Annotated in this window: 17 protein-coding genes; 6 read left to right on the top strand and 11 right to left on the bottom strand. The window is 71.8% G+C overall.

All coding sequences use genetic code 11. The annotated features are described in order from the left end of the window. Window positions 1-130: 130 nt before the first annotated feature. From KBZ10_RS13950 to KBZ10_RS13935, 4 genes are read right to left on the bottom strand one after another with little or no spacing between them, the layout of a single operon-like run. Window positions 131-1,108 (bottom strand): nitronate monooxygenase family protein, encoded by a 978-nt coding sequence (locus KBZ10_RS13950; RefSeq protein ID WP_210987916.1) that lies wholly within the window; start codon window positions 1,106-1,108, stop codon window positions 131-133. A gap of 9 nt (window positions 1,109-1,117) precedes the next feature. Further along, the gene (locus tag KBZ10_RS13945) at window positions 1,118-2,260 is read right to left on the bottom strand and encodes an acyl-CoA dehydrogenase family protein (RefSeq protein ID WP_210987915.1); all 1,143 of its coding nucleotides are present in this window, start codon (window positions 2,258-2,260) and stop codon (window positions 1,118-1,120) included. A 51-nt stretch (window positions 2,261-2,311) separates the two neighbouring features. After that, on the bottom strand, window positions 2,312-2,935 hold the full coding sequence (locus tag KBZ10_RS13940; RefSeq protein WP_247702332.1) for a TetR/AcrR family transcriptional regulator: 624 nt from the start codon (window positions 2,933-2,935) through the stop codon (window positions 2,312-2,314). A gap of 36 nt (window positions 2,936-2,971) precedes the next feature. After that, window positions 2,972-4,789: a long-chain fatty acid--CoA ligase gene (locus KBZ10_RS13935; RefSeq protein ID WP_210987914.1), complete on the bottom strand. Its 1,818-nt coding sequence runs from the start codon at window positions 4,787-4,789 to the stop codon at window positions 2,972-2,974. A gap of 282 nt (window positions 4,790-5,071) precedes the next feature. On the opposite strand from KBZ10_RS13935, the gene KBZ10_RS13930 reads away from it, so the two are divergent. From KBZ10_RS13930 to rox, 6 genes are all read left to right on the top strand, one after another. Further along, on the top strand, window positions 5,072-6,280 hold the full coding sequence (locus tag KBZ10_RS13930) for an acetyl-CoA C-acetyltransferase (RefSeq protein ID WP_210987913.1): 1,209 nt from the start codon (window positions 5,072-5,074) through the stop codon (window positions 6,278-6,280). A 64-nt stretch (window positions 6,281-6,344) separates the two neighbouring features. Further along, window positions 6,345-8,510 (top strand): 3-hydroxyacyl-CoA dehydrogenase NAD-binding domain-containing protein, encoded by a 2,166-nt coding sequence (locus tag KBZ10_RS13925; RefSeq protein WP_210987912.1) that lies wholly within the window; start codon window positions 6,345-6,347, stop codon window positions 8,508-8,510. A 317-nt stretch (window positions 8,511-8,827) separates the two neighbouring features. Further along, a complete protein-coding gene (locus KBZ10_RS13920; protein WP_247702331.1) occupies window positions 8,828-9,052 on the top strand; it encodes a hypothetical protein in 225 nt (74 codons plus the stop codon). Window positions 9,053-9,310: 258 nt separating this feature from the next. Continuing rightward, a complete protein-coding gene (locus KBZ10_RS13915) occupies window positions 9,311-11,620 on the top strand; it encodes a molybdopterin cofactor-binding domain-containing protein (protein ID WP_210987911.1) in 2,310 nt (769 codons plus the stop codon). A gap of 32 nt (window positions 11,621-11,652) precedes the next feature. Next, entirely contained in the window at window positions 11,653-12,132 is a 480-nt protein-coding gene (locus tag KBZ10_RS13910) for a (2Fe-2S)-binding protein (protein WP_210987910.1), read from the top strand. 430 nt (window positions 12,133-12,562) lie between these two features. Beyond that, window positions 12,563-14,002: a rifampin monooxygenase gene (rox, locus tag KBZ10_RS13905; RefSeq protein WP_210987909.1), complete on the top strand. Its 1,440-nt coding sequence runs from the start codon at window positions 12,563-12,565 to the stop codon at window positions 14,000-14,002. Between the two features lie 267 nt (window positions 14,003-14,269). Here the strand turns inward: rox and KBZ10_RS13900 are convergent, their stop codons facing one another. The 7 genes from KBZ10_RS13900 to KBZ10_RS13870 form a co-directional block, all read right to left on the bottom strand. Beyond that, on the bottom strand, window positions 14,270-14,680 hold the full coding sequence (locus tag KBZ10_RS13900) for a RidA family protein (protein ID WP_210987908.1): 411 nt from the start codon (window positions 14,678-14,680) through the stop codon (window positions 14,270-14,272). Window positions 14,681-14,817: 137 nt separating this feature from the next. Continuing rightward, the gene (locus KBZ10_RS13895; protein ID WP_210987907.1) at window positions 14,818-15,744 is read right to left on the bottom strand and encodes a hypothetical protein; all 927 of its coding nucleotides are present in this window, start codon (window positions 15,742-15,744) and stop codon (window positions 14,818-14,820) included. Window positions 15,745-16,164: 420 nt separating this feature from the next. Then, window positions 16,165-16,509 (bottom strand): hypothetical protein, encoded by a 345-nt coding sequence (locus tag KBZ10_RS13890; RefSeq protein WP_210987906.1) that lies wholly within the window; start codon window positions 16,507-16,509, stop codon window positions 16,165-16,167. Between the two features lie 119 nt (window positions 16,510-16,628). Further along, on the bottom strand, window positions 16,629-16,829 hold the full coding sequence (locus tag KBZ10_RS13885) for an MbtH family protein (protein WP_374223349.1): 201 nt from the start codon (window positions 16,827-16,829) through the stop codon (window positions 16,629-16,631). 83 nt (window positions 16,830-16,912) lie between these two features. Beyond that, a complete protein-coding gene (gene leuD / locus KBZ10_RS13880; protein ID WP_210987905.1) occupies window positions 16,913-17,527 on the bottom strand; it encodes a 3-isopropylmalate dehydratase small subunit in 615 nt (204 codons plus the stop codon). 14 nt (window positions 17,528-17,541) lie between these two features. Continuing rightward, the gene (gene leuC, locus KBZ10_RS13875) at window positions 17,542-18,945 is read right to left on the bottom strand and encodes a 3-isopropylmalate dehydratase large subunit (RefSeq protein WP_210987904.1); all 1,404 of its coding nucleotides are present in this window, start codon (window positions 18,943-18,945) and stop codon (window positions 17,542-17,544) included. 45 nt (window positions 18,946-18,990) lie between these two features. Further along, on the bottom strand, window positions 18,991-20,382 hold the full coding sequence (locus tag KBZ10_RS13870; RefSeq protein WP_210987903.1) for a hypothetical protein: 1,392 nt from the start codon (window positions 20,380-20,382) through the stop codon (window positions 18,991-18,993). Between the last annotated feature and the right edge of the window lie 21 nt (window positions 20,383-20,403).

Raw genomic sequence — 20,403 nt, 5'->3', positions numbered from 1 at the left:
AGGAGCCGTACATGTGTGTCTTCACGGAGTGGGGAGGGCTCGCCGGGAGTATCCCCCGGAGGGCCGGCCCGGCCGGGCCGGGCGGGCCGGGCGGGCCGGGCCTCGCGGTGGGGGTGCCGGCCGTCCCGGGTCAGTGGCGGCGGCAGGCGGCGGCGAGCCGTCCGGCGATCAGCTCGTCGGCCTCCGCCACGATGCGCCGGACGACGTCCCCGACGGTCGGGATGTCGTCGATGAGGCCCTGCACCAGGCCGACGCTCCAGATACCGGCCTCCAGGTCGCCGTCCTCGAACACCTTGCGCCCCCGGGCGCCGCTGACCAGATCCCGTACGTCCGGGAACTCGCCCCCGTCGCGGAGTATGCCGACGACCTTCCGGCTGACGGAGTTGCCCGCCACCCGCGCGGTGTTGCGCAGCGGCCGGAAGATCAGCTCGGTGTCGAGCTCGCTGCCCGCGACGATCCGCTCCTTGACCCGCTGGTGCACCGGGGACTCGGCGGTGCACAGGAACCGGGTGCCCATATTGACGCCCTCGGCGCCCAGCGCCAGGGCCGCGACCAGTCCGCGCCCGTCGGCGAAACCGCCGGAGGCGATGACCGGGACGGAGAGCCGGCGGGCCGCCGCGGGGATGAGGACCAGCCCGGGTATGTCGTCCTCGCCGGGGTGGCCGGCGCATTCGAATCCGTCGATGCTCACCGCGTCGACGCCGATCTTCTCGGCCTTCACCGCGTGCCGGACGCTGGTGCACTTGTGCAGCACCTTCACGCCGTGCGCCCGGAACTCCGGCAGGTGCTCCTCCGGGCTGAAGCCGGCCGTCTCGACGGTTTTCACACCGGATTCGATGATCGCGCGCCGGTACTCGTCGTACGGCGGCGGGTTGATCGACGGCAGGATGGTCAGGTTGACCCCGAACGGCTTGTCGGTCATCTCCCGGCAGCGCGCGATCTCCCGGACGAGCGCCTCCGGGGTCGGCTGGGTGAGAGCCGTCAGAAAGCCGAGCGCGCCCGCCTCGGCGACCGCGGAGACGAGCTCCGCCCGCCCCACCCATTGCATCCCGCCCTGGACGATCGGGTGTTCCACGCCGAACGTCTCACAGAACCGTGTGGTCGGCATCGCGGTCCCCTACAGCCCGTAGGTCTTGCCGATGATCTCCCGCTGGATCTCGCTCGTCCCGCCGTACACGGTGGAGACGACGGTCGAGCGGAGCAGGGCTTCCATGCCGTACTCCGTGGCGTAGCCGTAGCCGCCCATCATCTGCATGCCCTCCAGGGTGATGTGCTTGGCGAGTTCGGTGCACTTGAGCTTGGCCATGGACGCCTCGCGGGCGAACACGCGGCCGGGTTCGGCGTCGATCGCGGCGGCCACGTCGTCGAGGAGCAGCCCGGCGCACTCGAGTTCGGTGGCCATGTCCGCGATCCGGTGCTTGAGCGCCTGGAAGGAGCCGACGGGCCTGCCGAACTGTTCCCGCTGGCGGACGTAGGCGACGGTGTCGTCGAACGCCCGCCGCGCGACGCCCAGCATCATGGCGGCGAGGATCATCCGTTCGAGGTTCAGCCCGGCCATGAGCTGGGCCCATCCCGCACCGGGGGTGCCGACGACCGCGGAGTCGGGCAGGAAGGTGTCGGTGAAGTAGAGGTCGTTGACGTCCTTGCCGCCCATGGTGCCGATGCCCATGATCTTGAGGCCGCCGGCGTCCGTGGGCACCATGAACTGGGTGAGGCCGTCGTGTTTCGAACCGCCCTGCTCCGTGCGGGCGGTGAGCAGGATGTGGTCGGCGAAGTGCGCGTTGGAGCACCAGGTCTTCTGTCCGTTGACGACGTAGCCGCCGCTGACGCGTGCCGCGCGGCAGGTCAGGGCGCCCACGTCGGAGCCGGCACCGGGCTCCGACATCGACAGGGCCTCGACCCGGCCGTTCACGACCCCTTCGAGGACGGTGCGCTTCTGCTCCTCGGTGCCGAACTTCTCGTAGGCCGCGGCCGCGATGACGGTGGTGCCGAAACCGCTGATGGGCGCCAGGCCGTAGGAGGTCTCCCGCAGGAAGAGGCAGAGGTCCGTCATTCCCTGCCCCGCGCCTCCGTACTCCTCCGGGATCGCGATGCCGAGCCAGCCGAGTGCCGCCATCTTCTCGTAGAGCCGCTGGCTGTGCGGCTCCTGGCCGCCCTCGGTCAGTTCGTCGCGCTGCTCCTTCGTTCCGCACTCGCGGCGGCAGAAGTCGGCGATCGCCCGGACCAGGTCGCGGCGTTCGTCGGACAGGGCTTGGGGCATGGCGGTCTCTCTCCTTGGCAAGGGGTGTGGGCAGGAGGTGTCAGGGTGTTCTCACGCGTCCCGGCGCACCGCGGGGAAGACCGTGTCGACGAGGTGGAGCACGGTGCGCGTCAGCATCACGTGCAGGTCGCTGCGGCCGAGGGTGCCGCGCACCAGCCATTCGCGGGAGGCGGCCTTCAGCATGCTGCTGTGCGCGCGGATCATCGCCCGGAGCTTCTCCCGGCCCTCGGTGACGTCCGCCATCATCGCGGCCTCCAGCACGCGGTCGGTGGCGATCTCGTCGGCCTCCAGCATGATCCGGTCGATCTCCGGATCGTTGCCGAGCGCTTCCAGACCGATCGCGGACAGCCACATGTCCCGGTTGCGCTCCACGACTTCGAGCCAGCGGTCGACACAGATCGACACCCGTTCCTCCGCGGTGGTCGGCGGGAGCCGCTCGGAGACGGAGGCCGGGATGACCATCATCTGCCGGACGACCTCCAGGTAGAGCTGCCGCTTGCTGCCGAAGTAGTGGCTGACCAGTGCGCGCGCCACGCCTGCTTCGGCCGCGATGTCCGCGACGGCCACCGTGCTGTAGCTGCCGGCCCCGAACAGCCTGCGCGCGACGCCGAGGATCTCGGCGCGCCGGGCGTCCGGCTCCATCCGGCGTCGCTGGGCGTGACGCTGAGCGCTCATGTGGTCTTTCCTTCCGTGGGTGCCGCCGCGGCGGACCTAGGTGTACATCGATTCGATGACGTCCGCGTGCCGTTCGGCGATGGCGCGGCGGCGCAGGCTGAGTTTGGGGGTCAGCTCGCCGGTCTCGGCGGTCCAGGGGCCGGCGAGGACCTGGTGTTTCTTCACCTGTTCCGCGCGGGAGAGCACCGTGTTGGCCTCGGCGACCGCCTCGTCCAGGGCCGCGAGCACGGCCGGGTGCCCGGCCAGCTCCGCCATGCCGGACGTGGTGATCCCGTTCTCGCGCGCCCAGAGCGGGGCCGTCTCCTCGTCGAGCACGAGCAGCGCGGTGACGTAGCGCCGCCGGTCGCCGATCGCGACGGCGTGGGCGACCAGCGGGTGCGTCCGCAGCAGGGATTCGATCCTGGTCGGGGCGATGTTCTTGCCGCCGTCGGTGATGAGGATCTCCTTCTTGCGGTCGGTGATGGCGACCATGCCCCGGGAGTCCACCGTTCCGACGTCACCGGTGGCCAGCCAGCCCTCCGCGTCGGTCGCGGGTTCCACCCGGCCGTCGGCCTGCAGGTAGCCGGCGAAGACGACCGGGCCCCGGACGAGGAGTTCGCCGTCCTCGGCCTCCCTCACCTCGATCCCCGGCCCGGGCCGCCCGACCGAGCCGAGCGCGAACGCCTCCGGTGTGCTGACCGTCGCCGCGCCGGTGGTCTCGCTCAGGCCCCACACCTCGTACACCGGCAGTCCCATACTCGCCAGGAACTCCAGGACGTCGGCGGGGATCGGTGCCGCGCCGCTGAAGGCCCTGCGGCAGTCGTCGAGTCCGATGGCCGCCCGGAAGGGCCGCATGACCTGCGCGTCGAGCTGTTCCAGCGGCTCGGTGAGATCCGCCGGGATGTCCTTGCCGTCGGAGCGGAGGCGGTACAGCTCCAGGGCGGTCTTCCGGGCCTGCGCCACCGCCGCGGCCTGCTCCCCGGGGAGCGCGGCGAGCGCCGCCCGCAGACCGGCCGCGAGTTTCTCCCACACCCGGGGCACGCCGAAGAAGCCGTGCGGGCGCACCGCTTGCAGGGTGGGCAGGAGCTGGTCCGGCTGCGGGCAGATGGTGACATGGCCCGCGGCGCAGATCGGCATGTAGATCCCGAGCACCCGCTCGGCGATGTGCGCCATCGGCAGATACGCGACCGACCTCGGGTGCTCCGGGACCGGGACGAGGTGGTCCTGCATCAGGCATTCGTGGATGACGTTGCGGTGGGAGAGCACCACGCCCTTGGGGTCACCGGTCGTGCCCGAGGTGTACACCAGGGTCAGCGGCTGGTCGGCGGTGACGGCGTCCGTGAGCGCCTCGAACGCGTCGTCGTCGGGCGGCACCGCGCCCCGTACGGCCGAGTAGCTGACGAAGCGCGCGTCACCGGCCGGTGCGGCGTCCCAGTCGAGGACGACGACGGCACGCAACCGCGGGAGGTCGTCCAGGACGGGCTGCCAGCGCCGCATCTGCTCCGCGCCCTCCAGGACGAGGACGGAAGCCGCGCTGTGCCGGGCGACGGCGCCGATCTGCTCGGTGCTCAGCGTGTCGTACGTGCTGCACGGCAGGGCGCCGGCGTGGATCGCGGCCAGGTCGGCGATCCAGTGCTCCGCCCGCTTGGACATCGCGATGAGCATGCGGTCGCCGCGTTGCAGGCCGAGGGCGGTGAGGCCGCGGGTGAGCGCGGCGACCTCGGCGCGCAGCTGCGACCAGGACAGGGTGCCGGCGTCCGGCCCGATGCCGGTGGTCAGCGCCGGGAGCCCGGCGAACTGCCGGGCGTTGCGACGCAGCAGTCCGGTGATCGTCAGACCCTCGACGGACTCGTGCAGCTGCTCTGCTGTGGCCACGGCGGGCTCCCTCCATCGCGAACCGTGAGCTGACTCCTTGAGCGGTCCCCACAGTGAAGCGCTCTTGGCCGAGAGTCAATAGGAAGCTCAAGAAGACGGCTCAGCGCTCTTCCGATCGCCAACACGGCCTCACATTCCCTATGACATAGGCCATCCCGCATCCGCCACCGCTATTGACGTAGCGCCAATAAACCTCCTTACTTGTCTCGCCGGAGCCCCGCGCGGACCCGGAGCGCCCGGGTCCGCGGGGGCGCCCGCCGACGGAGACGAAGGGCAGGGACAGTGACCGAAGCATTCATCTACGATGCGATCCGCACCCCGCGAGGCCGGGGCAAACAGGGTTCGCTGCACCACGTCAAACCGGTGTCCCTGGTGACGGGGCTGATCGGCGAGCTCCGCCGCCGCCACCCGGGCCTGGACCCGGAACGGCTGGACGACGTCGTGCTCGGCGTGGTCTCCCCGGTCGGAGACCAGGGCATGAACCTCGCCAAGACCGCCGCACTGGCGGCCGGACTCCCGGACCACGTGGCCGGCGTCCAGCTCAACCGGTTCTGCGCCTCGGGACTGGAGGCGGTGAACACGGCCGCGCAGAAGGTCCGTTCCGGCTGGGACCGGCTGGTGATCGCCGGCGGGGTGGAGTCCATGTCGCGGGTGCCGATGGGCAGCGACGGCGGCCCCATGGCCGCGGACCCGGAGACCGCCTACGCCACGTACTTCGTGCCGCAGGGCATCGGCGCCGACCTGATCGCGACCATCGAGGGCTTCTCGCGCGAGGACGTCGACGCGTACGCGGTCCGGTCCCAGCAGCGGGCCGCACGGGCGTGGTCCGGCGGCCACTTCGCCAAGTCCGTGGTGCCCGTCCGGGACCGCAACGGGGTCATCGTGCTCGCCGAGGACGAGCACCTGCGCCCGGAGACGACGACGGAGACGCTCGGCACGCTGCGGCCCTCCTTCGCCGACGCCGGCGCCAGGGCGGGCTTCGACGCGGTGGCCCTGCAGAAGTACCACTGGGTGGAGCGCGTCGAGCATGTGCACACCCCGGGCAACTCCTCCGGCATCGTGGACGGTTCGGCCCTGGTCCTGATCGGCGGCGAGGAGGCGGGGGCCGCGTGCGGCCTGGCCCCCCGCGCCCGCGTGGTGGCCACCGCGGTCAGCGGGGCCGATCCCACGATCATGCTCACCGGGCCGGCCCCGGCGACCCGGAAGGCGCTGGACCTCGCCGGGCTGACGGTGGACGACATCGACCTGTTCGAGATCAACGAGGCCTTCGCCTCGGTGGTGCTCCGGTACGTGCGGGACCTCGCCCTGCCGTGGGACAAGGTCAACGTCAACGGGGGCGCGATCGCCCTGGGGCATCCGCTCGGCGCCACCGGGGCGATGCTCGTCGGCACCGTGGTGGACGAACTCGAGCGCCGCTCCGCGCGACGGGCCGTGGTCAGCCTCTGCGCCGGCGGCGGCATGGGCATCGCCACCGTGATCGAACGGCTGTGACGGCCCGCCCGCCTTCCCCGTACACCGGCCACGCACCTCCCCTCGCGAAAGGAACGCCGTACCGATGCCGGAAAAGAACATGATCCGCTGGCAGCAGGGCTCCGACGGTGTCGTCGTCCTGACCCTGGACGACCCGGATCACCCGGTCAACACGATGAACCAGACCTATGTGGACTCGATGGAGGCCACCGTCGCCCGTCTTGAGGCGGAGCGGGAGACCTTCGGCGGTGTCGTCCTCACCTCCGCCAAGAGCAGCTTCTTCGCCGGCGGCGACATCGGCCTCATGAGCCGGGCGCGGCCCGAGAACGCCGCGGACCTCACGGAGCTGTGCACGGTCCTGAAGTCACAGCTGCGCCGGCTGGAGACGCTCGGCAGGCCGGTGGCCGCGGCCATGAACGGCACGGCTCTCGGCGGCGGGTTCGAGATCGCGCTCGCCTGCCACCGGCGCATCGCCCTGGACACGCCGGGCAGCCGCTTCGGCCTGCCGGAGGTGACCCTGGGCCTGCTGCCCGGCGCCGGCGGCGTCAGCCGGACCGTCCGTCTCCTGGGGCTCCAGAACGCGCTCACCGACGTCCTGCTCACGGGCCGCCAGTACAGCCCCCGGGAGGCGCTCACCAAGGGACTCGTCGACGAACTCGCCCGGACACCGGAGGAGTTGCTCGCCCTGGCCGGGAAGTGGGTGCTGGCCCACCCCGACTCCGTCCAGCCGTGGGACACCAAGGGCTTCCGCATCCCCGGCGGCGCGCCCTCCCACCCGCGGGTCGCGGCGATCCTGCCGGCCCTCCCGGCGCAGCTGCGCAAGCAGCTGAGGGGCGCGGACGTACCGGCACCGCGCAACATCCTCGCCGCCGCCGTCGAGAGCGCGCAGGTCGGCCTGGAGGCCGGGGAGAAGACCGAGACCGGCTATCTCGTCGAACTGATGACGGGCCAGGTCTCGACGAACATGATGCAGGCGTTCTTCTACGACATGCGGCACATCACCTCCGGCGGCAGCCGGCCCGCGGGCCATCCGCGGCACACCGCGCACCGGGTGGGCGTTCTCGGCGCGGGCATGATGGGCGCCGGGATCGCCCACTCCTGCGCCCGGAGCGGCCTGCCCGTGGTACTCAAGGACGTCTCCCGGGAGGCGGCGGAGAAGGGCAAGAAGTACTCCGAACAGCTCCTCGCCAAGGCGGTGGACCGCGGCCGGCTCTCCCGGGAGGAGGCCGGCGAGATCCTCGCACGGATCACGCCGTCCGCCGATCCCGGGGACCTCACCGGCTGCGATCTGGTGATCGAGGCGGTCTTCGAGGACCCCGCGCTCAAGCAGCAGGTGTTCCGCGAGATCGAGGGGGTCGTCGCACCGGACGCGGTGCTGGCGTCCAACACCTCCACCCTGCCCGTCACCGGGCTGGCGGAGGGCGTGGGGCGCCCGGAGGACTTCATCGGCCTGCACTTCTTCTCCCCCGTCGACAAGATGCCCCTGCTGGAGATCGTCGTCGGGGAGAAGACCGGTGAGCACACCGTGGCCAAGGCGGTCGACATCGCGCGGCAGATCGGCAAGACGCCCATCGTGGTCAACGACGGCCGGGGCTTCTTCACGAGCCGGGTGATATCCCAACGCCTCGACGAGGCGGTGGCGATGATCGGTGAGGGCCTGCCTCCCGCCTCGGTCGAACAGGCCGGCGCCCAGGCCGGCTACCCCGCGCCGCCGCTGCAGCTGCTGGACGAGCTGACGCTGACCCTGCCGCGGAGGATCCGCGAGGAGACCAGGGCCGCGGTACTGGCCGGGGGAGGAGAGTGGCGTCCGCACGGTTCGGAACCGGTCATGGACCGCATGATCGACGAGTTCGGGCGGGGCGGGCGCTCCTCGGGCGCCGGGTTCCACGAGTACGCCGACGGCCGGCGGACGCGGCTGTGGCGCGGCCTGTACGAGCACTTCGCGGTGCCGGGCCGCGAGATCCCGTTCGAGGACATGAAGGAGCGGATGCTGTTCGCCGAGGCCCTGGACGCGGTCCGCTGCCTCGACGAGGGCGTGCTGCGGTCGGTGCCCGACGCCAACGTCGGCTCGATCCTGGGCATCGGCTTCCCCGCCTGGACCGGCGGCGTCCTGCAGTACATCAACGGCTACCCCGGCGGACTGCCCGGCTTCGTCGCCCGGGCCGGTGAGCTGGCCGGGCGGTACGGGGAGCGGTTCGAGCCGCCCCGGTCCCTGGTGGCCATGGCCGCCGAGGGCGGACGCTTCGAGTGAGGCGCGTGCGTGGCCCGGGCACGGGGGGGGAGGAACCGCCGGGCCACCGCCCGTGGGCGCGCGTCCGCGTGGGGATCGACCGCAAGGCCGGGGACGGCGGGGGACGCCGTGGACGGCCGGAAGGGACCGGACGTCCGGGCCGTCGTCCCGGCCGGCGGGTGCGTCTCCGGTGAAACCCCTGGCGTTCACGGCACGTTTGCGCTCCCCTGTTTGAAACAAAGAAGCTGAAAATGATTCATCGTAACAACTACAGGGAACAGCGGTGCTACGGAGAGAGGAGGAGTCCACAGCGATGGACGGACTCAGCCACGTTTGTCATGCGCAAGCTGAAAGAGCGGCGGGTTCCGGTCTCGGCCGCCGAGTCGGACGGCTTCCTGCACGTGTGGCAGGTGACCGCGCACATGCTGGGCATCCTGGACGAGTACATCGTCCCGGAGGCCGCCTGGACCGTGGAGGAGGCCATCCGCAGGTTCGTCCTCCTGTACCTCTCCGAGGGACGGGGCATCCACCTGGAGATCCCCGACACCAACCGCCCCTCCTGAGCCGCATCCCTCCCCCACGGGAAGCGCGGGGTTCCGCCGCCACCGGCGGAGCCCCGCGCCACCGGGCGCATCCTCCGGAGCCCACCGCGACCGCCCCCGCCGCCGACCCGGCGGGTGGCCCCGCCGACCACGCACCCGCGAAAGGCCGTTGACGACAGTGCGCAGTGACGGAACGACAGAGCCGCTTCCGGCCCGGGCCGCCGGCCCCCCACCCCCACGGCCGCCGCACACCGGCGCCGCACGCGAGGGAGGCCGTCCATGACCGGTGACGGCGACCCGGCGCGGCGGGCCGCCGGCCCCCGCCCCCTCGGCCGGCGCCGGTTCCTCGGCTACGTGCTGGCCGCCCCGACGCTGACGGCGGCGGCCGAACTCGTCGCCGCACCCGGGGCCCGGGCCGACGGCATCCCCTCACCCGAGATCACGGAACTGGCCGATCTCAACGACGTGATGACGGCGGCGGCCCTGCCGACCTCCGGACTGATCACGGTCGAGGTGCACCGGGACGGCACCGTGTCCTTCGCCCTGCCGCGGGCCGAGGTGGGCCAGGGCATCACCACCTCGACGGCCATGCTGATCGCCGAGGAACTGGACGTGCCCGTGGACCGGGTGCGCGTCACCCTCGCCGACGCGCGGCCGGAGCTGGTGTTCAACCAGCTCACCGGCGGATCGAACACCACGTTCTCGACCTACACCCCGGTCCGGGTCGCCGCGGCGGTCGCCCGGGCCCGGCTGCTCCGGGCGGCGGCGGCCGCATGGGGCACCGACGTCACCGAGCTGTCCTGGGAGGCGGGAGTCGTCACCGGCCCCGGCGGCCGGAGCGCCGGCATCGGGGCCCTGTCCGAGCGTGCGGCGGCCGTGCGGACCGAGCAGGTGGCCGTGGACCTCAAGCCGCGCGACCGGTTCACCGTCATCGGCACTCCGCACGGTCGCGTCGACGCCCTCGCCGCCGTCACCGGGCGCAAGAAGTTCACGATGGACCTGGACATCCCGGACGCCCTGCCCACCATGGTGTGCCGTCCGCCGACCATCAACGGCACGGTCGGATCGGTGTCCAATCTGCCCGAGGTCCGCGCCATGCCCGGGGTCACCGATGTCGCCGTCATCTCGACCGGCGTCGCGGTGTGCGCGGCCACCTTCGGCCAGTGCATCGACGCCGTGCGCGCCCTGCGGGTCTCCTGGAAGCCCGGCACCGCGGAGGGCAAGTCCGACGCATCGGTGCTCGGAGAACTCCGGGCGGCCGAACTGCCGCTCGGGCCGCCGCCGCTGACGCCGAGCGTCGAGGGCACGTTCACCTTCCACTTCCGCAGCAACAGCGCGCTGGAGCCGAACTGCGCGATCGCCGACGTGCGCTCCGACCGTGCCGAGATCTGGTCGAGCCTGAAGGCGCCGATCGTCGCGAAGGAGACGCTCGCCGCCCAACTGGGCCTTCCGCTCGGTGCGGTGACCGTCCACGTCACCGAGGGGGGCGGCTCCTTCGGCCGCAAGCTCTTCTTCGACGCCGCGCGGGAGGCCGCGGAGATCTCCCAGCGGATCCGCAAACCGGTCAAGCTCATGTGGCACCGCGCCGACGACTCCCGCCAGGGGCGCACCCACCCCATGGCCACCTCCCGGGTGCGCATCTCCTACCTCGGCGGCACCGTCCTCGGCTACCGGCAGCGGCACACCAGCGTCGCCACCGACCTCAGCCACGGACTCGGCGAGATCTTCACCGCCCTCGCCGCGAGACTTCCCGTGGGCGACATCGGGTTCTCCGAGACGTTCTTCCAGCTCTCCCAGTCGATGCCCTACAACTTCGGCGCCAACAGCCGGCTGCTGAGCGAAACCGACAAGGGCTTCAACACCGGCAGCATGCGCAACGTCTATTCACCCGATGTCACCTGCGCCCGGGAACTGCTCGTCGACCGGCTCGCCACCAGGATGGGCAGGGACCCGTACCGTTTCCGCCGCGCGTTCCTGCGGGACGACCGGGCCCGGGCCGTGCTGGACACGGCTGCCGAGGCCGGCGAGTGGGGCCGGAGCATGCCGGACGGCACGGCGCAGGGCATCGCCCTCCACACCGAGTACCACGCCGCCTGCGCGGCCCTGGTGGAGATCGACTGCCGCCCCGGGACCGTCAACCGCCGTATCCGCGACGCGGTGACCGGTCCCCGCGTCACCCGGGCCGTCATCGCCGTGGACGCCGGCCTCGCCGTCAACCCGCGCGGTCTGGAGGCACAGATGATGGGCTGCCTCATGGACGGCATCGCCCTGACGCTCACCTCCAGCCTGCATCTGCGCGACGGGCACTTCCTGGAGGCCAGCTGGGACAACTACTTCTACACCCGGCAGTGGAACACCCCACCCGAGATGCGGATCGTCGTCATGCCGGACAGCACGGGGGAGCCCGGCGGTGCGGGCGAGCTCGGCGTGGCCCCGTCGATGGCCGCGGTGGCCTGCGCCTACGCCCGCGCCACCGGCACCCTGCCCACCAGCTTCCCCATCAACCACGGCACCCTCTCGTTCGACCCGAAGCCCGCCGTCCCGCCCGTCCCCCAGTCCCCCACCGACGGCCTGGACCACGTCCGCTGAACCCCACGTCCACCGAACCGCCTGGAGACACCGTGCCCCAGCACACCTTCCGCCTGAACGGCGAACACGTCACCGTGGACGTCGCCGACGACGTGCGCCTGCTGTGGGTGCTGCGTGACGTCCTGGGCGTCACCGGCCCCAAGTACGGGTGCGGCATCAACGTCTGCAAGGCATGCACCAGCCACCTCAACGGCAGGGCCGTCAACCCCTGCGCGGTCCCCGTGGGGGCCCTCCGTCCCACCGACGAGGTCACCACGATCGAGGGCCTGCCCGCCACCTCCGGAGCGGATCTGCACCCGATGCAGCAGGCGTGGATCGAGCAGGACGTGGCCCAGTGCGGCTACTGCCAGCCCGGCCAGATCATGACGGCGGTCGCCCTGGTGCGCCGGGTCGCCGAGGAAGGGCGGGAGATCAGCGACGACGATCTCGACACCATCCGCAACATCTGCCGGTGCGGCACCTACCCCCGCATCCGTGAAGCGATCAGGGCCGGGGCCCGGAACATGCGGTGACACGGGACGCGCGTCGCGGAGGCCGGCCGCCGCGCGGACGCGTGCGGCAACCGCCGGGGAGCGACTTCCCGGCGGTTGCTCCGTGCTGCGCCGGCGGCGGACCGGCACACGGCAATGGCAAGGAGCTGAGCCGCTCCTTGCCACTCTCAACGTATAGCGCACGGGGGGCCTTGCGGCAAGGCCCGGTTTCCGGTGCAGAATCTCCGTCCGCGGCCGGGATCTGCGGAAAACGGGGATCCGCGGAGTCTGCGGTCCCGGGCCGATCCGGGGCAGCCGCCGGACACCGGAGTGCCGGCGGGTCGGGCGACGCGGGCCCGCGGGCGGCGGGCGGCGGGCGGACACGCGGGGCCCGGACGGGGTGTGCGCGCCGCCGGACCGTACGACGCCGCGCCGCGCAGTCCGGTGTCCTGTTCAGTGAGTGGGGGGTTTCATGTTTGACGTGATCATCGCCGGTGGCGGGCCGACCGGCCTGATGCTGGCGGCCGAGTTGCGGCTGCACGGCGTGCGCGTGGTGCTGCTGGAGAAGCTGGCGGAGCCGACCGGGCATTCCCGCGCACAGGACCTGCACGCCCGCAGTGTCGAGGTGATGGACCAGCGCGGACTGCTGGAGCGTTTTCTCGCGCACGGAAGGAAGTTCACGGTCGGCGGCTTCTTCGCCGGTATCGGCCCGTCGTGGCCCGAAGGGCTGGACACCGCGCACTCGTACGTCCTCGCCATCCCGCAGACGGTCACCGAGCGCCTGCTGACCGAGCACGCCACCGGCCTCGGCACCGAGATCCGGCGCGGCCGCGAACTGACCGGGCTGAGCCAGGACGACGACGGGGTGACCGTCGAACTCGCGGACGGGTCCCGGCTCCGCGCGCGCCATCTCGTCGGCTGCGACGGCGGCCGCAGCACGGTGCGCAGGCTGCTCGGCGTCGGCTTCCCCGGCGAGCCCAGTCGTGTCGAGACGCTGCTGGGCGAGGTGGAGGTGGGCGTCGGGCCGGAGGAGCTGGCGGCCGTGGTGGCGAAGGTCCGCAAGGCGGAGTGGCGGTTCGGCACGATGCCCGTGGGGGACGGGGTGTACCGGCTCATCGTGCCGGCCGAGGGGGTGGCCGAGGACCGCACGGTCCCACCGACCCTTGAGGAAGTCAGGCAGCAGGTCAAGAAATTCGCCGGTACCGACCTCGGCGTGCACTCACCGCGCTGGCTCTCCCGCTTCGGCGACGCGACCCGGCTGGCCGAGCGCTACCGCGTCGGCCGGGTGCTGCTGGCCGGCGACGCGGCACACATCCACCCGCCGACCGGCGGGCAGGGCCTCAACCTGGGCGTGCAGGACGCGTTCAACCTCGGCTGGAAGCTGGCAGCCGAGGTGGCCGGCTGGGCACCGGAGGGCCTGCTGGACAGCTATCACACCGAACGGCACCCGGTGGCCGCCGCCGTGCTCGACAACACCCGCGCCCAGATGGAGCTGCTGTCCTCCGAGCCGGGCCCCCGGGCCCTGCGCGGGCTGCTGGCGGAACTGATGGAGTTCGAGGAGGTCAACCGCCACCTCATCGAGAAGATCACCGCGATCGGGATCCGCTACGACTTCGGGGAGGGCCACGAACTGCTCGGCCGGCGGCTGCGGGACGTGGAACTGCGGCAGCGGGGCCGCCTCTACGGGCTGATGCACGCCGGCCGGGGGCTGTTGCTCGACCGGACCGGCCGGCTCTCGGTCGCGGGCTGGGAGGACCGGGTCGACCACGTCGCCGACGCCGGCGACGAACTGCGGGACATGGACGTGCCCGCGGCGCTGCTGCGGCCGGACGGCCATGTGGCGTGGGTCGGCGACGACCAGCGGGAGTTGCTCGCCCACCTGCCCAAGTGGTTCGGGGCCGCGACCAGTTGAGCCCGCTCCGGCGGCAGGCGGCAGGCGGCAAGCGGCGGGAAAGGCAAAGTGTGCGTCAACGGCAGCGTCAACTCCGCGGGACAGGCCGAGGCGGAGGTCATCGGCCGCACGGCTGACGGAACCCGCCTGCCGGGCCTGGGCGGCCACGGACGGACTCCCCGAACGCCGGGACGGCTTGGGCCCGGTGGCGGCGTCGCCGGGCGGACCAGCCGGCATGAGCCCACTTCTGGTGGAGGCACTTTCTTCGCTTGATGATGCCTGCGCGACTCAAGAATCGAGCACGGCGGCGACAGCCTCGATCTCGACGAGTTGGTCCCGGTAACCGAGCACGGTGACGCCCATCAAGGTGCTGGGGACGTCATGGTCGGCGAACGAGTCCCGGACGACCTCCCAGGCAGCCACCAGGTCCTCCCGCCGGGCCGACGCGACGAGAACTCTTGTGCTGATGACGTCCTGGAGTGACGCTCCCGAGGCAGTGAGAGCGGCACGCATGTTCTCGACGGCTTTCGCCGCCTGGCCCGCGTAGTCCCCGATCGCGGCCGTGGAGCCGTCATCGTTCAGCGGACACGCCCCCGCGAGGAAGATGAGGCGTGACTCGGCGGGCGCCGTGGCCGCGTAGGCATACTCGGCGATGTCAGACAGGGAAGCGGAGCGGATCAGAGTGACGGCGCGAGCCACGGACGTCGGGTCCTTTCCCGTCGGGCGGTGAACACGGACATCCTGCCAACGCCCGCCGGCTCCCGCCTTCCCTTTTCTCCGCGGCCCCACGACAGCGCCGTCACCGTGGGCATCGGCCGGGTGCGCTTCCCTCGCTGTCATCGCCGCATCGGCAACTCCAGCAGGCCGGCGAGTTCGGCGCCGGTCGCCGGCCTGAGCGTCGACAGGACGTGGCGGGCCGCGGACAGATCGGTGGGGGAGCCGTCCCCGGCCACGGTGTACACCAGGCCGTCACGGCGCAAACGCAGCTCCCAGTGCTCGTAGTCCCCCTCGTAGACGCGCAGTTGGCGGCCCCCGCCGTCGTCCGTGCAGCGGATCGGGTCGCCGCGGGGAACCGGGCAGTCGCGCGCGTCGACGCGCCGGGGGTCGTGTCCCGCCCGTTCCACGCCGAGGTGCAGCGACTCGGCGTTCGGCCCCTCGTAATGGGCACCGAAGCTTTCCTCACTCGCGCCCTCGCCGCGCAGGGTGTACCCCGGCGGCGGGTCGCCGACCCGGAGCATGCCGCGGTCCACGCCGTTGGCGGTGATCCACTCACCGAGCGTGGGTGGCTGCGCGGCCGCCCAGGCGGCGTACGCCACGCCCGCGGCGAGAGCGGCCGCCGCTCCGGCGGCGCCCAGCTTGACGCGGGTGCCGGGGAGGAAGAGCGCGGCCGCGATCGCATAGCAGGCGCCTCCGGCCGGGTAGAGCAGATGAATGCCGTCCAGGCGGTTGATCTGCATGCTCACCACGGTGACTCCGGACGCGGCGGCCGTGCCGAGCGCGTAGACGCTCGCAGTCCAGGCCCACAGACCGCCACGCCGGCGCATGAGCGGCACCAGCGTGCGGACGGCTGATCCGAGCGCCGCGAGCACGGCCACCGCCAGGAGCACCACGCCGGCGAGAACGGACGTGAACAAAGCCGCTCCGCCGGAGAAGAGCGTGACGAGTACGGCCATGACCTGCATGCCGGTCAGGGCGCATCCGGCCAGCCAGACGGCCGCCACGTGACCGATGGCGCGCCGCGCCGCTTCCCTGTTCCGCGTCATGTCCCCGACCACGCCGGACGGTCGGCCATGGTTCCCCGGCCACAGCGGAGACCATGGCGGACCCGTCCGGCGCCCCGGGTGCCGGAGTGCGCGGAGTGGAGCCGGGGTACCGGCTGGGCGGGCAAGGGGAGCGGCCCCGCAGTCCGCGGCAGCTGGTTCCGGAGCCGTGGCGCCATGACCGGTTCTGGCGGCCAGCCGCCGCGGCGGCGCGCGGCGCAGGTGTCGGGGTATCGCCTCGGCTCGTCCGGGGAACGAGCACGCCGGTCTCCCGGGCGAGGCGGCCGGCCGGCCGCTGGAGTTGCCGGGCCGGTCCGACCGCGCGGCGGGACGGGGCCGGTGCCCGTCCCGCCGCGCGGGGGGCCGCGTGCGCCGGCGGGAGGGGATCACCGTGCGCGCCGCGGTCCGGTGTGGTGCGGGGGACTACCCTGCGGCGGCCATGGCCTCCTCGCACACCACCAGGTGTCCGGTGCCGCTGAGCGACGACAGGTCGATGTCGGCGACGCAGCGCACCCGCACCATGTTGAGCGTCAGCGTCCCCTCGATGTGCACGCTGCCGGTGCCGTTCGCGAAGTCGGCCCCGCCGAGGTCGGTGGCCGCCTCGTCGAGGCGCACGCCGAGGTCCGTGCCCCCGCTGGTCTCGGGGAACTTGATGAACACGTATCCCAGTTCGGTGATGCGGCGCCGCAGCTCGTCCACCGAGGGCGAGGGGCCGCCGACCACGGCCTTCCGCCCCTCGGCGGAGAGGCGTTCGACGAGTGCGTCCATGAGTGTCTCCTTCATGGCTGTTACGGGCTTGTCCGACGGGTTGCTTGGGCCCGGCGGGTTGGTGGGGTTGCTGGGGAGAGCGGCGGGGGGTGGCGTGGGGGAGGGCGGGGCCGGGCCGGTCAGCCGGACTGTTCCGCCATCTGCCGGCGCAGGCTCTTGGGGCGCATGTCGACCCAGACCTCCTTCACGTACTCCAGGCACTCCTCCTTCGAGCCGGCGGTGCCCGTCTCCTTCCATCCGGCGGGGACGGCAAGGTATTCCGGCCACAGGGAGTACTGCTCCTCGTCGTTGACGAGGACCTTCATCCGGTCTGCTTCCACGGGTGTTCTCCAGCCTCTGGTGTCGGGTTGTTCGGATTGCGTGGCGTCGTTGCGGTGCGCTGTCCCCCGAGGGGGCGCGCGGTCTACGGGAAGAGCCAGGGCGCCTCCTGCTCGCGCCGCCGCTCGTAGGCGAGGATCCGGTCCTGGTGGGAGAGGGTCCAGCCGATGTTGTCCAGCCCCTCCATCAGGGAGTTCTTCTTGAAGGGGTCGATGTCGAAGGTGAAGGCCCGCCCGTCCGCGGTCGTCACGGTCTGGGCCGCCAGGTCGACGTGCAGCACCGGCAGGGCGCCGCCGGTCAGGCTCTCGGCAACCGCCTCGACCTCGGCCGTCTCCAGGCGCACCGGGAGGATGCCGCTGTTGAAGCAGTTGTTGTGGAAGATGTCCGCGAAGCTCGGGGCGACGACGCACCGGAAGCCGAACTCCCGCAGCGCCCAGGGGGCGTGCTCGCGCGAGGAGCCGCAGCCGAAGTTCTCCCCCGCCACGAGAAGCCCGGCGCCCGCGTAACGGGGCTCGTTGAGCGGGAAGTCCGGGCTGGGCGTGCTGCCGTCCTCCAGGTAGCGCCAGTTCGCGAACAGATGGGGGGCGAAGCCGGTGCGGCGGACCGACTTGAGGAAGCGGGCGGGGATGATGTCGTCCGTGTTGACGTTGGACCGCATCAGCGGCACCGCGGTGCCCTCGTACGTGATGAATTTCTCCACGGGGGTCCTTCTTTCTACAGGTCGCGTGCGTCGGCGAAGCGGCCGGCGACAGCCGTGGCGGCCGCCGTCAACGGACTGACCAGGTGGGTGCGGCCCCCTTGGCCCTGGCGGCCCTCGAAGTTGCGGTTGCTGGTCGAGGCGCAGCGTTCGCCGGCGGAGAGGCGGTCTCCGTTCATGGCGATGCACATGCTGCAGCCGGGCTCACGCCACTCGAAGCCGGCCGAGCGGAACACGTCCGCCAGCCCTTCCTCCTCGGCCTGGCGGCGCACGCTCATCGAGCCGGGGACGACGATGGCGCGGACACCGTCCGCGGCCTTCCGCCCGTCGACGTACCGGGCGGCCAGGCGGAGGTCCTCCAGCCGCGAGTTGGTGCACGACCCGATGAAGACGGTGTCGACCGGGGTGTCCTGGAGGCGCTGCCCCGCCGTGAGGCCCATGTACTCCAGGGCCTGTTCCATCTCCGCGCGGGCCACGGGGTCGCTCTCGGCGGCCGGGTCCGGGACCGTGCCCGTGATGTCGGCGACCATGCCGGGGTTCGTGCCCCAGGTGACCTGCGGGGCCAGGTCATTGACGGTCAGGTGGTGTTCGGCGTCGAAGCGGGCCCCCGGGTCGCCCGCCAGCTTTCTCCACTGCTCCGCCGCGCGTTCGAAGAGCTCCCCCGAGGGGGCGAAGCGCCGGCCGCGCACGTACTCGATCGTGGTGTCGTCGGGGGCGACCATGCCGGCCCGCGCTCCCGCCTCGATCGCCATGTTGCACAGCGTCATGCGGCCCTCGATGGTCAGGGACCGCACGGCCGAGCCGCTGAACTCGATGACGTGGTGGGTTCCGGCGTCCGTGCCGAGCCGGCCGATCACGGCCAGCGCGACATCCTTCGCGGTCACCCCGGGCGCCAGCACGCCGTCGATGCGGATGTTCATCGTCTTCGGCTTCTTCTGCAGCAGGCACTGGGTGGCCAGGACGTGCTCCACCTCGCTGGTGCCGATGCCCATGGCGAAGATGCCCAGGGCGCCGTGCGTGGAGGTGTGGGAGTCGCCGCACACGACCGTCATGCCGGGCAGCGACAGGCCCAGCTCGGGGCCGATGACGTGCACGATGCCCTGGTCGGCGTCGTTCATGCCCAGCAGCCGCACCCCGAACTCGCGGGCGTTCTCCTCCATCGTCTCGATGCACAGGACGCTCTGGCTGTCGACGACGTCGACGAGCCGGCGCCCCGGCACCGTGGGTACGTTGTGGTCGATCACGGCGACCGTGGTCTCGGGGCGGCGCACCGGCAGGCCGCGCTCCCGCAGCCCGGCGAAGGCCTGCGGCGAGGTCGCCTCGTGCGTGAGATGCCGGTCGATGTACAGCACCGGTATCTCTCCGGGCTCGTCACGCACCAGGTGCGCGTCCCAGATCTTGTCGAACATGGTCTGTGGCATTGTGCGGTTTCTCCTCTGGGGGCGGTTCCTGACGGGCTGGGGCGCTCAGGCCCCGTGCGCTGCGGGCGCCTTCGCGAAGCCCTCTTCCAGCTCCTCCGGTGTCAGTTCGCGGCCCAGTTCGTTCGCGCGGGCGAGCAGCCCGTCGATGGTTTCCGGGGTGAGGCCGCGGGGGTCGCGGCCGCTCAGCATGCAGGCGAGCTTCACCGAGCTCTGTCCGCTCCACGGGCTGACGACCACGGACGCGGTCCCGCCGACGGTTTCCGGGTCGACGGCGGAGTACACGGTGCGGGACATCTCCCGCAGCTTCTCCTCCAGCGCGGCGTCCCCCGCCTCCCGCGCCTGGTCGGCCAGGTGATGGGCCTTGAGGATGGCGTCCGTGTGGATGCCCGAGGAGGTGTGGCTGTAACGCTTGCCGAGCACCCCGTGCTCGGGTGTCGTGACGCCGACCATCTCCTGGTAGGTGGTGATGAGTTCGAGCAGCCGCGGCATGTCCCAGGAGACGGGCAGACCGGCTTCCGTCTCGATGGCGGCGAGGTTGAGCACGACCTCCTCCAGGGAGGCGTTGCCGGAGCGCTCGCCGACGCCGCGCGACACGACGTGGATGCGGTCGGCGCCGGCCGCGACGGCCATCATGGCGTTGCCGAGCGCGTTGCCGGTGTCGCGGTGGCCGTGCCAGTCCACCTGCAGGTCGGGCACGCCCAGGGCGGCCAGCTCCGCGCGGAGGAAGCGGACGATGCGGTAGGTGCCGAGCGGCCGGATGATGCCGATGGTGTCGGCCATGGCGATGGTGTACGCGCCGCTCTCGACCTGTGTGCGGGTGATGGCGCGCAGCGCCTCGGGCGAGGTCTGCGTGGTGTGTTCGGTGCCCGCGATGACGGGGATGCCCGCCTCGGCGGTCTTCTTGATGAAGGTCTCCATCCGGCCGAGGACGAAGTCCAGGTCCCAGCCCTGGACGAGGCGGCGGGAGGGCGCGCTGCCCATGAAGACGACGGCCTCCAGCGCCGGGTGGATGTCCTTGCACTCGACGGTCCACTTCAGCGATTCCTCCGTGCACATGGAGAGCACGGAGGGAACGATGCCGGGAAGCTCTTCCCGCATGCGCGCGAGAAGCTTCTTCATCGTCGCGTCGAGCCGGTCGGCGTTACCGGGGTAAATGCCGACGGTGGCGTGCCGGACACCGAATGCGTGGAGGAGGTGCAGGTACCGCATCATGGCGTCGACCGAGGGATATCCGGATATCCCCTGGAGTCCGTCCCGCAGGCATTCCGAGAGGATCCGCGTCCGGGCGGCCTGGGCGGGGAGCGGCTCACCGGGGATGCTGTCCGGAATGGGCGAGAGCGGGCTGTCGTCGCTGTTCCAGTTGAAGTTCACCGGGATGTCGAGGGAGGTGATGTCCGCTCTCGGGGTCCCGGTGGTTCCGGGTGTGTCCTTCTGCATGGTTGCTCCTTGTCGGAAGAT

The sequence above is a fragment of the Streptomyces sp. F63 genome (assembly GCF_018070345.1).
Taxonomy (GTDB): Bacteria; Actinomycetota; Actinomycetes; order Streptomycetales; family Streptomycetaceae; genus Streptomyces.
This window is presented reverse-complemented; position numbering and strand designations above follow the sequence as displayed.

Bases quoted from the DNA above. Each gene is read 5' to 3' on its own strand.
- KBZ10_RS13950 (WP_210987916.1), bottom strand. From the start codon at position 1,108: ATGCCGACCACACGGTTCTGTGAGACGTTCGGCGTGGAACACCCGATC.
- KBZ10_RS13945 (WP_210987915.1), bottom strand. From the start codon at position 2,260: ATGCCCCAAGCCCTGTCCGACGAACGCCGCGACCTGGTCCGGGCGATC.
- KBZ10_RS13940 (WP_247702332.1), bottom strand. From the start codon at position 2,935: ATGAGCGCTCAGCGTCACGCCCAGCGACGCCGGATGGAGCCGGACGCC.
- KBZ10_RS13925 (WP_210987912.1), top strand. From the start codon at position 6,345: ATGCCGGAAAAGAACATGATCCGCTGGCAGCAGGGCTCCGACGGTGTC.
- KBZ10_RS13920 (WP_247702331.1), top strand. From the start codon at position 8,828: ATGCGCAAGCTGAAAGAGCGGCGGGTTCCGGTCTCGGCCGCCGAGTCG.
- KBZ10_RS13915 (WP_210987911.1), top strand. From the start codon at position 9,311: ATGACCGGTGACGGCGACCCGGCGCGGCGGGCCGCCGGCCCCCGCCCC.
- rox (WP_210987909.1), top strand. From the start codon at position 12,563: ATGTTTGACGTGATCATCGCCGGTGGCGGGCCGACCGGCCTGATGCTG.
- KBZ10_RS13895 (WP_210987907.1), bottom strand. From the start codon at position 15,744: ATGACGCGGAACAGGGAAGCGGCGCGGCGCGCCATCGGTCACGTGGCG.
- KBZ10_RS13890 (WP_210987906.1), bottom strand. From the start codon at position 16,509: ATGGACGCACTCGTCGAACGCCTCTCCGCCGAGGGGCGGAAGGCCGTG.
- leuC (WP_210987904.1), bottom strand. From the start codon at position 18,945: ATGCCACAGACCATGTTCGACAAGATCTGGGACGCGCACCTGGTGCGT.
- KBZ10_RS13870 (WP_210987903.1), bottom strand. From the start codon at position 20,382: ATGCAGAAGGACACACCCGGAACCACCGGGACCCCGAGAGCGGACATC.